General features: G+C 44.1%; 11 protein-coding genes, 4 tRNA genes and 1 pseudogene. 10 read left to right on the top strand and 6 right to left on the bottom strand.

Annotated elements, in window-relative coordinates; all coding sequences use genetic code 11:
* Window positions 1-47: 47 nt before the first annotated feature.
* The 3 genes from hutG to hutC all read right to left on the bottom strand — a co-directional run bounded on the left by hutG (window position 48) and on the right by hutC (window position 3,109).
* Complete coding sequence (gene hutG, locus VOR_RS0107175) at window positions 48-1,061, bottom strand: formimidoylglutamase (protein WP_010319026.1); 1,014 nt, start codon at window positions 1,059-1,061, stop codon at window positions 48-50.
* Entirely contained in the window at window positions 1,054-2,268 is a 1,215-nt protein-coding gene (gene hutI, locus VOR_RS0107170) for an imidazolonepropionase (protein ID WP_010319025.1), read from the bottom strand. The genes hutG and hutI overlap by 8 nt, the downstream gene beginning before the upstream one ends.
* 127 nt (window positions 2,269-2,395) lie before the next feature.
* On the bottom strand, window positions 2,396-3,109 hold the full coding sequence (gene hutC / locus VOR_RS0107165) for a histidine utilization transcriptional repressor HutC (protein WP_029626979.1): 714 nt from the start codon (window positions 3,107-3,109) through the stop codon (window positions 2,396-2,398).
* Between the two features lie 248 nt (window positions 3,110-3,357).
* Between hutC and yqfB the strand changes: the two genes are divergently transcribed.
* Entirely contained in the window at window positions 3,358-3,702 is a 345-nt protein-coding gene (yqfB, locus tag VOR_RS0107160; RefSeq protein ID WP_010319023.1) for a N(4)-acetylcytidine aminohydrolase, read from the top strand.
* A gap of 98 nt (window positions 3,703-3,800) precedes the next feature.
* Here yqfB and VOR_RS0107155 read toward each other — a convergent pair whose 3' ends face one another.
* Both VOR_RS0107155 and yeiP read right to left on the bottom strand, forming a co-directional pair.
* On the bottom strand, window positions 3,801-4,121 hold the full coding sequence (locus tag VOR_RS0107155) for an HI1450 family dsDNA-mimic protein (RefSeq protein WP_010319022.1): 321 nt from the start codon (window positions 4,119-4,121) through the stop codon (window positions 3,801-3,803).
* A 2-nt stretch (window positions 4,122-4,123) separates the two neighbouring features.
* Window positions 4,124-4,690 (bottom strand): elongation factor P-like protein YeiP, encoded by a 567-nt coding sequence (yeiP, locus tag VOR_RS0107150; protein WP_010319021.1) that lies wholly within the window; start codon window positions 4,688-4,690, stop codon window positions 4,124-4,126.
* 134 nt (window positions 4,691-4,824) lie between these two features.
* Between yeiP and VOR_RS0107145 the strand changes: the two genes are divergently transcribed.
* Complete coding sequence (locus VOR_RS0107145; RefSeq protein ID WP_010319020.1) at window positions 4,825-5,592, top strand: nucleotidyltransferase family protein; 768 nt, start codon at window positions 4,825-4,827, stop codon at window positions 5,590-5,592.
* A 24-nt stretch (window positions 5,593-5,616) separates the two neighbouring features.
* On the opposite strand, the gene VOR_RS0107140 is transcribed toward VOR_RS0107145, so the two are convergent.
* The gene (locus VOR_RS0107140; RefSeq protein WP_029626977.1) at window positions 5,617-7,980 is read right to left on the bottom strand and encodes a DNA polymerase II; all 2,364 of its coding nucleotides are present in this window, start codon (window positions 7,978-7,980) and stop codon (window positions 5,617-5,619) included.
* Between the two features lie 481 nt (window positions 7,981-8,461).
* Here VOR_RS0107140 and uvrY point away from each other — a divergent pair.
* The 8 genes and pseudogenes from uvrY to VOR_RS0107100 all read left to right on the top strand — a co-directional run bounded on the left by uvrY (window position 8,462) and on the right by VOR_RS0107100 (window position 13,846).
* Window positions 8,462-9,107: pseudogene (uvrY, locus tag VOR_RS17755) on the top strand (UvrY/SirA/GacA family response regulator transcription factor).
* A complete protein-coding gene (gene uvrC / locus VOR_RS0107130; protein ID WP_010319018.1) occupies window positions 9,107-10,939 on the top strand; it encodes an excinuclease ABC subunit UvrC in 1,833 nt (610 codons plus the stop codon). Before uvrY ends, uvrC begins: the two are co-directional and overlap by 1 nt.
* A 46-nt stretch (window positions 10,940-10,985) precedes the next feature.
* On the top strand, window positions 10,986-11,543 hold the full coding sequence (pgsA, locus tag VOR_RS0107125) for a CDP-diacylglycerol--glycerol-3-phosphate 3-phosphatidyltransferase (protein WP_010319017.1): 558 nt from the start codon (window positions 10,986-10,988) through the stop codon (window positions 11,541-11,543).
* Window positions 11,544-11,808: 265 nt separating this feature from the next.
* Window positions 11,809-11,882, top strand: a tRNA-Cys gene (locus tag VOR_RS0107120).
* A 2-nt stretch (window positions 11,883-11,884) separates the two neighbouring features.
* Window positions 11,885-11,960, top strand: a tRNA-Gly gene (locus VOR_RS0107115).
* An 85-nt stretch (window positions 11,961-12,045) separates the two neighbouring features.
* Window positions 12,046-12,132: transfer RNA gene (locus VOR_RS0107110), tRNA-Leu, on the top strand.
* 23 nt (window positions 12,133-12,155) lie between these two features.
* Window positions 12,156-12,231, top strand: a tRNA-Gly gene (locus tag VOR_RS0107105).
* Between the two features lie 607 nt (window positions 12,232-12,838).
* Window positions 12,839-13,846 carry a carbohydrate porin gene (locus VOR_RS0107100; RefSeq protein WP_010319016.1) on the top strand — a complete coding sequence of 336 codons (1,008 nt, stop codon included), beginning with the start codon at window positions 12,839-12,841 and terminating at the stop codon, window positions 13,844-13,846.
* The last annotated feature ends 58 nt before the right edge of the window (window positions 13,847-13,904 follow it).

The following is a 13,904-nucleotide window of genomic DNA, read 5'->3' as shown; positions in this document are numbered from 1 at the left end:
GCTATTGTTGTTATGGTGCCAGTATCGGGTTAAGTGAGGTGTAGCGATTAATCGTCGGTCATGGCATTGGCGATATCCCAACACAACCTTGCCGCAAGACGAGCGGTTTGATTGTCTTGGTCAAATTGCGGGTTGTATTCGGCAATGTCGGCAATTAACAGTTTGTTTTTGTGGTAGAAAATTTTGTCAAAATAAGGGGCGAGCGCTTCATAACTGACGCCACGTGCTGCTGGGGCGCTGACTCCCGGCGCCGTTGCAGCTGGAAAGACATCTAAGTCAATTGTCAAATAGAGATAGTCACACTGGTCAATGAAGTGCTGCAGTTCACGCAGATGATCAATCGGGCTCAGTGCTGAAAACTGATTATCTTGCATATACCAAACGCCCAGTTCATCGGCTCGTTGAAACAGTGCCGCCGTATTACTTGCTCGGCTCACACCTAAGCAAGCGTAATGAAATGGCCATTGATTTTGCTCGCACCATTGATGAATTTGATTAAAGGGCGTGCCCGAGCTAGGTCGCACCGAAGCGATCTCTGACTCAAAAGCACGTAAATCAAAATGTGCGTCAAAATTGATGATCCCAATCCGTGGTTGGCTGATAGTTTGTTGACTCAGATATTGCTCTGCGCCTTGAAATGTGGCCCAAGCGACTTCATGACCGCCACCCAGTACGATAACGGGCGTTTGTTTAAGCGTATGGGCAATCACATCAGCGCACTGTTGCTGAGCCAGCTCAAGCTCATCATCAATACAACGAATATTGCCCAGATCAAAAAAGCGAGAGTGCTTATGCCAAGCCATGTTGGCCAGCGCTTGGCGAATGGCATCGGGAGCCTGTTTTGCGCCAATGCGCCCTTTGTTGCGTGCCACCCCTGCATCGCATTCAAAACCGATAATGGCAATGGCTTTCTCATCTTGGCTTGGTTGAATGGGAAGCGTATTGACGGTGCAACGTTGAGTTTGATGGTGAACGCGTGTACCTAACTCGCCATCTTCGGCATCGTCACGGCCTTGCCACTCGAAGCTGTGCTGAGTGTTGCTAAAAATAGGGTTATTCATAGGTAAATGCTCCGTCAACTACGCGTGCATGCAAACGCGGTACGCCCACTTGATAACTTAAATCGGCTGGGTGGCTAATATTCCAAATGGCGAGATCGGCATCATAGCCAGTGGCAATTTTGCCGCGAGAATCAGCAAAACCTAACGCTTGCGCAGCATGTTGAGTCACACCTCGTAAGGCTTCTTGGGGGGTTAAGCCAAACAGTGTGCACGCCATATTCATCATAAGAGTGAGGTCAGCAAACGGCGATGTACCGGGGTTGAAATCACTTGCGATGGCCATTGGAATATGATGCTGACGCAGTAAATCAATCGGTGGGCGTTGGGTTTCACGTAAGAAATAAAAAGCACCGGGCAGTAAGGTTGCCACGGTATTGGAACGGGCGAGTGCAAACACACCTTGCTCATCTAAATATTCGATATGATCGGCAGACAAACCTTGGTAATGGGCGGTTAAAGCGCTTCCCCCTAGGTTTGATAATTGCTCGGTATGACCTTTCACTTGCAGCCCATGCGCAATTGCGGCTTGGAACACTTTTTCTGTTTGTGCCAGCGTAAAACCAATCGATTCACAAAACACATCGACGCTCGAAGCGAGTTTTTGTTCGGCCACCAGAGGGATGATTTCCTGACAAATATGCTCAACATAATCGTCTGATCGGTGTTGATATTCTGGTGGAATGGCGTGAGCGGCGAGCAGTGTTGTGACGACTTTAATGCGGCGATGATCCTCAAGGTGCTTAGCCGCTTTGAGCATTTTTATCTCATCATGGAGCGTTAAACCGTAGCCCGATTTGATCTCAACGGATGTGACACCGGAACGCAGCAACCCCTCTAACCTTGGTAGTGCCAACTCAACCAATTGGTCAATGGATGCGGTGCGGGTGGCGTGGACGGTTGATAAAATACCGCCGCCTTGCTTGGTGATTGCTGGGTAGGGGACGCCTTGCAAGCGCATTTCAAACTCATTGGCGCGGTTACCGGCATAGATAAGGTGAGTATGGCAATCTATCAACCCCGGAGTGATAAGCTTGCCTTGGCAATCTATGACTTTGTGTTCTGGCGCGGCGGCGATGGGAATGTGGCTATCAAGGCAGGCGTCAATTTTGCCCGCTTTTATCACCACAGTTTTAGGAGAGCTAGGCTGATAGCCAAGATCTCCTTGTTCCATGCTGACGATACGCGCGTTGATCAGTATTAGATCCATCTTTATTGTCACCGTTATGGCTTATTACTTCACTGATTTAAATGTATATACAAATAAATAAGACAAAAAAGCAGGTTGCGCAAGGTGAATGTTGCAGAACTGTGATCGAATGTTGAAATGTGTAGCGTTAATCGAGCATCACTTTAGAGGTTAATTTGTATTTCGAGCCCGGGTGATAAAGCAGTGCAGAGCTGACTAACTTATCGCCACTCCAAGTACGGCGATTGAGTAGTAAACAGGGTTCATTGATGGCCAACTGCAACAATTGTTTGATGTGATGATCGGCAATAATGGCTTCAACAGTGTGCTCAATTGCACTCAATGGGCAGTTTTGTGAAAGATATTGATTGGGCGTCATGAAGGCGAAGTTTTGTTCAAGATAGTGGGGCGCGTAGCGGCTATTGACCCAACGCACTTCCAGTTGTATCGGAGTGTCATTAGCAAAGTGAATGATTTCACTATAAAAAACAGAAGATCCTAGCATGACGCCGAGTTTGATAGCGACACTTTCATCTGCTGCTAACGCAAGTTGCTTTAAGACTTTACTGCGATATTGCTTTCCTCGGCTAGCGACCTCGTCAGCAATATTACGAATATCAAGTAGCGGTGATTCCGCTTTGTCTTCTACAGCGCAAACAAAAGTACCTAGCCTTGGTCGGCGCTGCAGTTTTCCATCAGCTACCAGATCCCGTATCGCTTTATTCACCGTCATCCGACTCACATTAAATTGCTCGGTCAGTTCTAGCTCGGTGCTTATGCGTTGGCCGACAGGCCAGTGTCCGGAGTCAATGTTATCTAAAATAAATTGTTTTATTTGTCTATAAAGTGGTGAGCTTGACATGGGCATGATGAGTTTTATTTGAATATACAAATAATTAACGAAGTCGCTGGGAAATGCAATATTTAGATAAGGCTTTGCGATCATCATCGGCCAAAACGGTGAATTGGTGAAGCCGCTATCGACGACAAAGGGTCAGTGTCACGGTAAGATGGCGCCGTAACTTGTGTTGTCAATAGTAACCTGTGTTGTAAATAATAACCTGTGTTGTAAATAGTAACTTGTGGTTTAAATAATAAAGAGAAAATGCGATGACAGCTCCAACAGAAATGACTTTTTTCGCTCGTTTTGAAGCGGATATTTTGGCGAAAAAGAAAGTGATCACCATTCGTGATGAGAGCGAAAAGCACTACCAAGTTGGCTCTATTGTTGAGGTGAGTACGTTGGAAGAGGGACGAAAGTTCTGCCGCTTGTTAATCAATAAGGTTGAACCGATCCTATTTAGCGAATTAAGCCACTACCATGCAGAGCAAGAAAATATGTCACTCACGACACTGAAAGAGGTGATTCAAGACATTTATCCCAATATTGAACAGTTGTATGTAATTCACTATCAACTGGTTGAAGAAAAAGCTCTGGAAAAAGATCACGCTTAAAAATAATAACGCCAATCAATCACGATTGGCGTTATTGCTGTTTGCCTCAAGACAGTGTCACGACGATTTCATTATAAAACGCAGCAACAGTAATGAGGTTAGTCACGCTTCCACAGAATGTGGCAGAACTTTTGGTCTGGGTCGCGGCTAACGAGCATTCTTGCAAACACATCGTCTAGTACGTCGTCCTCTTCGTTGACAAGACCGATCAATACTTCCGCGTAAGCTTCCTTATCGACGTCAAAACCCACGTGTTGAACCCAATCATCACCAACGTCAAGCAGTTCAGCCGCGCCACGGTCTTCAAATTGTGCCGTAAACAGGATCACATCAACAGGTTCTAGATTATCGGGTGCCATTTCAAGAAAGATGTCGTAAGCCGCATCAATGGCATCGTCGTAAGAAATCAAATCAGACATTATTATGCTCGGCTCATGTATTTGCGTTCAGCGGTGTTGACGATAATACGGTCACCAGTTGCCACATATTCAGGAACTTGCACGACAAGGCCAGTGCTTAAACGTGCTGGTTTTGAACGCGCAGAAGCTGAAGCACCTTTGATGGAAGGGTCTGTCTCTTCAATCACAAGCTCAACAGATGAAGGGACATCTAGTGCTACCGCAACACCGTCAACGACAACCACATACATACCTTGGATTTCTTCAGTGATGAACAGCAGCTCATCTTCGATATCCGCCTGTTTAAACGTAAATTGAGTGTAATCTTCGTTATCCATGAAGATGTACTCATCGCCATCAACATAAGAAAACGAAACCGCACGGCGGTTCATGTCAACGGTGTCGACAAAGTCATCGGCTTTTAAACGCTCATCAACGCGAGCGCCAGTGTTCAAATCAGTACAACGTAGTTTGTAGATTTTAGAACCACCGCGGCCACCAGGAGTGGTCACTTCGATATCTTTGATCAATAGCGTCTTGCCATCAGAAATAATAGCAAACCCTTTTTTTAATTCATTCGCCTTTGGCATGGAATTTTTCCTTCATACTTAGTTTCGGCGCATTATACCTTGCCGTTTTCGAAAAGGAATATCTTGATTGATTGCTTTGCATAGTAGAACATGACCGCGTGTACTTTTTCTTAAATTAACTAACGCTTTTTGCTATGTATTTATCGGTTATTGACCCAAAACAACCCTTTCAGGCTGAATATCAAGCGGCTATCGATGATCTCATCAAGTTTCTGCGTGCCGGGTTAGGTGACAATCTACATAGTCTTTACCTTTATGGCAGTGTGGCGCGCAGAACTGCGCGTTATGGGCGCTCCAATTTGGATGTAGTGTTGGTGACGCACCGTGATTTCTCCGAGCAACGAGCAACTCTGCTGAATACGATAAAATGGCGATTTCAGAAAAGTTTCCCACATATCACCGAAGTCTCGATCAAAACTGCACTCGTGAGCGAAGTAGCTACTTTAGAGAGCATTTTTACGTGGGGATTTATGTTGCGCCATTGCAGCGTTTGCATCTTGGGTGATGATCTGGCGCAATGCTTTGGCGATTTCGAACCCAGTTGGGAAATAGCTAAACACTGGAATATGGACATCGCAGATTGGGTCTTTTTTTACCGTGATAAAATTGCAAAAACCAGTTCTGAAAGCGAACAGAGCAAGGCGCAAGTAGCCATTGCCAAGAAATTACTGCGCGCCAGCTATGCTTTGATTATGTATCGTGACAAAAATTGGTTTGATGATCCTATCGAATGCGGGCAGCAGTTTTTACGTTATCACCCGGAGAAAAAAATCGACATTGAGAGATTGGGTATTTTGCTCTCTGGACGAGTGATCGCCAAACGTTCAGTGATTGGGATTCTAGACAGTTATGGTCAATGGCTGGCAAAGCAGTACCAAAAAACAGAGTTTCGGATTGGTTAACCGCTGGCTAGATCGTCGTACTTCTTAAAATAGCCCAAGTTGTGGTTGGCTGAGCTGTTCGAAATTCAAGCCAACAAAAGGCAAAATGGCTTCTGCGACTGGCTGCAATTGTTTATCGATATAGTGCTGATAATCGATAGGACTTTTTAAATACTCTTTAGGCTCAGGGCCATTCAGTGTGATGAGATATTCGATACGACCTCGATTTTGATATTGTAATGGTAGGCCTAACTGCTGGTTTATCGTATCAGCAAGTCGCGCAGCTCTTACTTGTGGCGGTACGTTTTTTTGGTATTCATGCAGTTTGCGACGCAACCGTTTTTGGTACACGAGCTCATGGTCGAGTTGACCTGTTTGAGTTTGCTCAACGATTTCACGAATAAACGCCGCAGGGTCTTCACCATTAAAAATCATCGAATAAAGTTGGTGCTGAAAGCGTTGTGCGAGCGGAGTCCAGTCCGTTCTTGCACTCTCAAGCCCTTTAAAAATTAGCCGCTCGTTTTCGCCTTCACCGATCAATCCCGCATAGCGTTTTTTTGACCCTGTTTCTGAACCTCGGATGGTGGGCATCAGAAACTTTCGGTAGTGGGTTTCGTATTCCAATTCCAGCATCGATTCCAATTGGTACTCTTCACGCAAGTGGGTCGTCCACCATTGATTGATGTGTTCAACCAGTTGTATTCCTACGCGATCCGCTTGCTGCTGTGAATATTGACCACCTAAAGAGACAAAGGTTGAGTCGGTATCACCATAAATCACTTGATAGCCTTGCGCCTCAATTAACTTTTTAGTTTGCTTCATGATCTCGTGTCCGCGCATGGTAATGCTGGACGCCAAACGAGTATCAAAAAAACGACAACCTGACGATCCAAGTACACCGTAGAAAGAGTTCATGATGATTTTTATCGCTTGTGAAAAGGCTTTGTTATTGTTCTTTTTCGCCACATCACGCGCAGCCCACAATTTCTCGATCATCTCTGGAAGAAAATGTTTGGTGCGGTGAAATTGACCGCCACGAAATCCCGTTACCGCTTGATTATCCTCTTTGCCAATCGGAATTTTTAGCCCTTCAATCAAGCCAAGTGGGTCAATTAAAAATGAACGAATGATCGAGGGATATAAGCTTTTAAAATCAAGAAGTAACACAGAGTCGTAGAGGTTAGGGATGGAGTCCATCACATAGCCTCCTGGGCTTGCGACCCAATTTTCGGAGTGTAAGTTAGGTGCGATGTAACCCGCGCGATGCAATTGAGGTAAATAGAGATTGGTAAAGGCGGCGACAGAACCGCCGACGCGATCTAGCTCCACACCCGTGAGACGGGAACGTTCAATGGCGAAATCCAGCAAATGGGTATGTTCAAAGATTTTATTCACTAACACACAATCTTGCAGGTTGTATTTCGCTAGTGATGGTTTGTCTTTTTGAAACATACGGTTGATTTCATTCATCCGATCATGGGCGTTATGAATCGCTTTTCCTTCGCCTAAGAGCTCCCTTGATACTGATTCCAATGACCAAGAACGAAATTGGTAAGTGGCTGTTTTTAATGTATCAATTCCATCCAACACGACTCGCCCGGGAATGGTAATAAACCCTTGCTGACTCTGGTTTGAACTACGAAAAAAACTGTGCTGTTTGCCGCGACCAATCGCAAGTTTTAACTTATGCCACTCGGCTCTTTTATGGAGTAAGCGAAAATCAAAATCAATCACGCTCCAGCCAATTATTACATCAGGGTCGAACTCAGTGAACCAATCGATGAGAGCGTTGAGCAATGCGTATTCGTCTTTCACCCACTGAATTGGGGTATCGCAAGGCTCGGGCTCACCAATCATGATTACGCGGCTGTCCATTGGGCTATCAAAACCAATCGAGTAGAGAATGCCTTTTTCAGAACACTCTAAATCCAGCGAAACCACTTTCAGATGAGGAAGATAGTTGCCCGGTCGACATTTCGCCTGTTCTATTTTTGAGTGGGAAAACGCCTGGGTAAGCCGCCCAGTAAATTCAATGCTGCCTTTAAGGAAGCGCTCCATAAGAAAGCGGTCGGCAAGCTTAATATCATCTTCTAACGTCAGAATATGATGTTGCTTTAGTAGTGCCGAAAACTCAGCATGCGTTTGAATCGTTTGGCAATAACAACCCGCTAGGAGGGTATGTTCAAAATCTTCCAAATCCAATGTTTTTAATTCGATAGAGAGCTGCCGCTCTAACGCTAATTTTTGCGCTTGTGGTACATCTTTCTGGGCTATGAAGAACACGGGTTTTTCACCACGGATAATCAGTTGGGTTGGACCTTGAGGCGTACTCAACCACAACTCAATATGAGTCGAGCCATGAAGGTCTCTTGCATGGCGAGTAAGTAAAAAACCGTGTTGAATAACCAAGCGTAATAAATCCAAATAGTCGTAACCTTGGGGGAGGGCATCATATCAGAGCTATGAGTTAAATAACGAATTTCAGTGAGGCGAGTAAGCGGGCGATGGAGATGAAATAACCGTTAATTAGTATGGTGTATGTATTTTAACTTTATGATTTGTTTTGGTTTTGTATTTTTATGAGGCTGGTTGCATTTTTATGTTTAGGTTCAAATTTGTCAAAAAATCATGTAAAAGTCGTGCGGCATCTCTGCTAATATAATTAAGCTTTTGATTTGTTAATGGATTCTCATTGGATGATTAGCCGAACAAATAAGTACTTGCCAAATTTGGGGTTTGAGCACATATTCAGTGTGAGTAAAAACCAATGTTAAGTTAATTACCCGATTGTGAGTTAATTTCCAATTGTGAGCTAATTAATGTGGGCCGCGATGCTGCTATCCACGATTCAGTGGGTGCAGAGCCAATAGATGAGTGTGGAGATACAAGTTTGATAAGTGTTTTCCTTGTAGATGATCACGAGCTGGTTCGCACAGGGATACGACGTATTATTGAAGACGTCCGTGGAATGAACGTAGTAGGGGAAGCTGACAGCGGTGAAGAAGCAGTAAAATGGTGTCGCAGTAATCATGTCGACGTTGTTTTAATGGATATGAACATGCCTGGTATCGGCGGTTTGGAAGCGAACAAAAAAAATTCTGCGCTTTAATCCAGATGTGAAAATCATCGTGTTAACGGTTCATACGGAAAATCCATTTCCGACCAAAGTGATGCAAGCTGGAGCCGCGGGTTATTTAACCAAAGGTGCAGGCCCAGATGAAATGGTCAACGCGATTCGCATTGTGAATAGCGGGCAGCGTTATATCTCGCCTGAAATCGCACAGCAAATGGCATTAAGCCAATTCTCGCCAGCTTCTGACAATCCATTTGCTGATCTCTCGGAAAGAGAGCTGCAGATTATGATGATGATTACCAAAGGGCAAAAAGTGACGGATATTTCCGAGCAACTTAGTCTTAGCCCCAAAACAGTAAATAGCTATCGCTATCGACTGTTTAGTAAGTTAGCGATCAGCGGTGATGTTGAACTGACCCATTTAGCTATTCGACACGGAATGTTAGACACAGAGACGCTTTAGTGACTTCTTTGTTCGACTCGGTCGCTTTTCTTAAAACCGTTACCCATCAGCCCGGCGTTTATCGAATGTATAACGCCGAGGCTGATATCATCTATGTTGGCAAAGCCAAAGACCTCAAAAAACGCCTTTCGAGCTACTTTCGAAAAACAATCGACAGTGAGAAAACGCGCGCGTTAGTCAGCCATATCAATAAAATTGATGTCACCGTTACTCACACAGAAACGGAAGCGTTGATCCTTGAACACAATTACATCAAGCAATATTTGCCTAAATACAATGTGCTGCTGCGAGACGATAAATCTTACCCGTATATTTTTATTAGTGGGCATAAGCACCCTCGTTTGTCGTTGCACCGTGGCGCGAAAAAGCGCAAAGGTGAGTATTTTGGTCCATATCCTGATTCTGGTGCGGTTCGAGAGTCGTTACACCTCATCCAAAAAATATTTCCGGTAAGACAATGTGAAGATACCGTCTATAGCAACCGGACTCGTCCTTGCCTGATGTATCAAATTGGCCGCTGCGCTGCACCTTGTGTGAGTCATATCATTGCGGATGAAGAGTATGCTGAATTGGTTAATTATGTTCGATTGTTTTTGCAAGGCAAAGATAACCAAGTACTTGAAACATTAGTGCAAAAAATGGAACAAGCCAGCCAAGCACTGCAGTTTGAAAATGCCGCTAAATTTAGAGACCAGATCCAAGCCATTCGAAGAGTCCAAGAACAACAGTTTGTTTCTGAAGAGACGATGGATGATATGGATGTATTGGGATTTGCCCAAGAAAATGGCATCGCTTGCATCCATATTTTGATGATCCGCCAAGGTAAAATATTGGGTAGTCGTAGTCATTTTCCTAAAATTCCGGCTAACACGACTCAAGAAGAGGTGTTTGATGGCTTTTTAGGGCAGTATTATTTAAGTCACAATGAAGCGCGTACGATCCCAAGTAGAGTGATCTTAAATGCGGGTCTGCTAGAGGATGAAAAGCCGCTGCAAGCAGCCTTACAGACCTTGGTCGGACGTAAAGTTTCTTTCCACATCAGCCCAACAGGTGTGCGTGCCCAATATTTAAAATTGGCTAATACCAATGCATTGAGTGCAATAACGGCTAAGATTAACCATAGAATGACGATCAACCAGCGCTTTAAAGCACTTCAATCTGTTTTAGGGTTGGATAGCATAGAGCGTATGGAGTGTTTTGATATTTCGCACACCATGGGAGAGAGCACGATCGCCTCATGCGTGATATTTAACCAAGAAGGGCCTGTTAAACCAGAATACCGCCGTTATAACATCACGGGAATTACTGGTGGGAATGATTACGCCGCAATGGGGCAAGTGTTAGATAAGCGGTATTCAAAGCAGCTTGATGTGGAAAAAATCCCCGATGTCATTTTCATTGATGGTGGTAAAGGGCAATTGAATCGAGCTTTGCAGATCATCTCTAGCCATTGGCAAGATTGGCCGAAAAGACCGGTGATGATTGGTATCGCCAAAGGTGTTACCCGCAAACCGGGGCTGGAAACGTTGATTACAACCGATGGCGATGAATTTAACCTTCCAAGTGATGCGCCAGCTTTGCATTTGATTCAGCATATTCGCGATGAAAGTCATAATCACGCCATTGCTGGGCATAGAGCCAAACGAGGTAAAACACGGCGTACCAGTACATTGGAAGGCATAGAAGGGGTTGGGCCTAAACGCCGGCAAGCACTGCTGAAATATATGGGAGGGCTGCAAGAGCTAAAAAGAGCCACTGTTGAAGAAATCGCCAAAGTGCCCGGTATTAGCCATTCTTTAGCTGAAAACATTTACCAAGCATTGAAACAATAAGAAAAATAACGCAACATAACCGCGCAATCGATAAGAGCCTATAAATATGCGTTTGAATATTCCTAATATTTTGTCTTTATTACGACTTTTCCTTATCCCAGTATTTGTCGTTGTTTTCTATCTGCCTTACGGCTGGGGCCCTTTTGCTGCGGCAATGGTGTTTTGGGTAGCGGGTTTTACCGATTGGTTAGATGGTATGCTTGCGCGAAAACTTGGGCAAACCTCTCGCTTTGGTGCTTTTATCGACCCAGTAGCGGATAAAGTGCTCGTTGCGACGGCTCTTATCTTGATCACTGACCATTACCACAGTATCTGGATAACGATTCCAGCCGTGACAATGATTGCCCGTGAAATCATCATTTCTGCGTTGCGAGAATGGATGGCGGAAATTGGTAAACGAGCCAGTGTGGCCGTTTCATGGGTTGGGAAGGTTAAGACGCTCACCCAAATGTTTGCATTGTGGGTACTGATTTGGCGTCATGATGATTGGATGGTGTGGGTCGGCTATGCAGCGTTATACATCGCCACCATTTTGACCTATTGGTCAATGGTTCAATACTTGGCGGCAGCTAAAGACGACCTCCTCAATGCAGAGCATCATTAAGAAACGGGCTTAGGCCCGTTTTTTTGTTCCTCCAATTTCTACAATCCCTTTCACAACATGCATTATTGCTTCAGTTAAATCACAGTTATCTCGTGTAAAAGGTGGTTAATTTTGCTATCAAATTAACCAAATCTGTCCTTTTTGAATGCAAAATAGCCAAACGGTTTAAAAACTAAAAAAATAATATTGACTCATCGAATCGAATGCGTAGAATGCATCCCGTACTTAAGAGGAACGGAAGAAACAACCCCCTTGATGTTACAGGGGCGCGTTGGCAGAGGGGCTATGCAGCGGATTGCAAATCCGTGGACCTCGGTTCGACTCCGGGACGCGCCTCCATTGCGACACTAGCTCAGTTGGTAGAGCGCAACCTTGCCAAGGTTGAGGTCACGAGTTCGAACCTCGTGTGTCGCTCCAAATTTTGAGGTGTTGAACTTAACGTTCAGTATCTAAAGATGGTGTTACTAAATTTTGTAAACAGCATCGCAATGCAGAATTGCGTGCCCTGGTGGTGAAATTGGTAGACACAAGGGATTTAAAATCCCTCGACTTTCGAGTCGTGCCGGTTCAAGTCCGGCCCGGGGCACCATCTTTTTACTGCTTATGCAGTATGCGACACTAGCTCAGTTGGTAGAGCGCAACCTTGCCAAGGTTGAGGTCACGAGTTCGAACCTCGTGTGTCGCTCCAAATTAAAGCCCTAGCAGAAATTGGGTAAATCCCCCCCTACGTTCACTATATTCGTTGACGGTTTCGGACGTGAAATTAAAATATTTTAAGTAAAGCCATCACCATTAAACCGTAATGCTTCAATTTATGGTCAAATATTGCTTCGTTTTTACTCTCCATCCTCAATTCTAGAATGTTAATAATTTGATAAAGCAACTTTTATCTTGAGTTGTTATTATTTTGTTAAGTAAAATTTCGGCCTACTTCACATAATTTTCATGCCAACATTTAATTCTTGGTGTGAATTATTTGCAAAAGCGTGATTTATATAAACTTATCAATAACCCATTCATGGGAACGATCCCCAATGTGACATTGATCTATTTTTACATTGATTCAGTGAATGTAAACTCCATCCCCGTCAGCAACGTTAAGCGAATACATAAGCAGTGGTTGCTGAGCAATAAAGAGATTGAGTTATTCATGATTACCAAAGTAGCGTGCTACTTCCCCCGGTGAATGTGAGCCTAACTCATTAATTTTATTGTCTATATCTCAGGATGAGATTCAAGGTGTCAAGCACCAACATAATGATAATGATGACCATAAGGTCGATGGAGTATAAAAAATGAATTTTGCTACCTCTGGTAAACTTTCTCTTGCCGCAATTCTAATTTCAGCCGCACTACAAGCAAACGCAGGTATCAGTGTTGAAGGTGAACAAGGTGTTTTCTCAATCGGCGGTGATGTTGAGTTCGATATCAACCTTCGTGATAAAAATGCCACTGATAAGCAACATCTAAATCAAGATGGCCGCCTTTTGGTTCAAATCGCTGGTGAGCGCAGTGTGAGTGGTGACCGTTATATCAAAGCGCAAGCACAACCTTTACTTAAAACAACGGGTAAAGTTGAACTTGATGATGCGTGGATTGCATTTGGTCAAGCAAATAACTGGGAATTGAGAGTAGGTCGTTATGAAGCATTTGATCTATTCCCTGTTGGTCAAGATACTATGCTTGAATACGCTAAAGTTGATAATGACGCTGAGACAAGTTTTGGTAACGGCGACGTGTACCGAGCGAATGCGGCTCGTGGCCGTGGCGATAACGGCCAAGTCGGTTTTAGTAAGACAGCGGATAATCTTTACTTTGAACTCTCTACCAAATTTGAGAAGAATGCGACTACAGCGGATAAAAATGCTGTGTTCGTACGCCCAGTTGTTGCGTACCAAATCGTTGACTCAGTTCGTGTTGCTGCTGGTTTAGAAGCCAATCTGACAGCAGATGATAAAGATGCTGCGAATGATTTCCTTGGTTATGGCGCGACAGTTAACTATTCTGCTAACGATCTTTCTATCAACGTGAACTATGCGTTCCGTGATTTCGACAAAACTAAACAAGAAGATACGACCATCGGTGCTAACTTACTGTTTAAAGGCTTTGGTCTAGGTCATGTCTATGGTGATGTTGATAAAGGTACTAGCGAGAAAGTAAACACCACTTATGCTTCTTATCAATTTGCTAATGTGATGGATGTGGAAGATTTCTCTGTTTATCTAGGTACTTACTATTCGAAAGTAGACGACACAGAAAACAAAGATCTAGGCATGCGTATTCGTCTAAAATATTTCTTCTAAGTTTTAAAGCTTTAAGCATTAAATCTCAACTGCTTTTGATGCCTACCATTCAGTAGGC

The organism is Vibrio ordalii ATCC 33509 (genome assembly GCA_000257205.1).
GTDB lineage: Bacteria > Pseudomonadota > Gammaproteobacteria > Enterobacterales > Vibrionaceae > Vibrio > Vibrio ordalii.
This window is presented reverse-complemented; position numbering and strand designations above follow the sequence as displayed.